Here is a 640-nt window from a genome sequence, read left to right as displayed (position 1 = left end):
GGGCCGGGGCGGCACACCGCTCCGGGGAGCGCCGGCGAGGGCGCGTACGGCATGGAGTGCGCTCCTTGCGCCCCCCGCGCCCGCTTGCGCGCCCGCACGATGGTGGCGTCCGTCGCTGTGCAGCAGGACCCCGGGGGCGAAGGGACGCAGGGTGAGCGCGTCCAGCCCGGGGGTCAGGGCCAGTTCGGGATACGCCGTGGACAACAGCTGTCCGATCCGGTCGAGCCGGAAGCCGTCGACCTTCTCGGTCGCCATGCGGCCGCCCGCACAAGGGGCGGNNCGCATGGACAGAGCACGGTCGCACGGCGGTCGCATACGGTCCCGAAAGGGCGTCAGGCGGCTCGCAGGGCGTCCTCGATCCCGGGGAACGCGAAGGTGAACCCCGACTCCAGCAGCCGCTTCGGCACCACCCGCGCGCTGCCCAGCACATCACCCGCCATCTCGCCCAGCACCGTCCGCAGCACCGGCGCCGGCACCGGGAACAGCGTCGGCCGGTGCAGCACCCGCCCCATGGCCGCGGTGATCTCACGGTTCGTCAGCGGCTCGGGCGCCGTCAGATTGAACGGCCCCGACAGATCGTCGCGGTCCAGGAGATGCCGGATCGCCGCCACCTCGTCGTGCAGCGCGATGTACGACCAGT

At 73.2% G+C, this 640-nt stretch carries 1 protein-coding gene and 1 pseudogene; both read right to left on the bottom strand.

The window, feature by feature from the left end; genetic code table 11:
• A pseudogene (locus BZL64_RS37815) lies at positions 1-270 on the bottom strand (oxidoreductase); the annotation flags it as partial.
• A 62-nt stretch (positions 271-332) separates the two neighbouring features.
• Positions 333-640, bottom strand: a 308-nt coding sequence (locus BZL64_RS37810; RefSeq protein ID WP_143663452.1) for a DUF1731 domain-containing protein, incomplete at its 5' end; no start/stop codon positions are given.

Source organism: Streptomyces bobili, assembly GCF_002154575.1.
GTDB lineage: Bacteria > Actinomycetota > Actinomycetes > Streptomycetales > Streptomycetaceae > Streptomyces > Streptomyces bobili.
The sequence above is the reverse complement of the archived record's forward strand: the minus strand, read 5'-3'. Positions and strand labels throughout refer to the sequence as shown.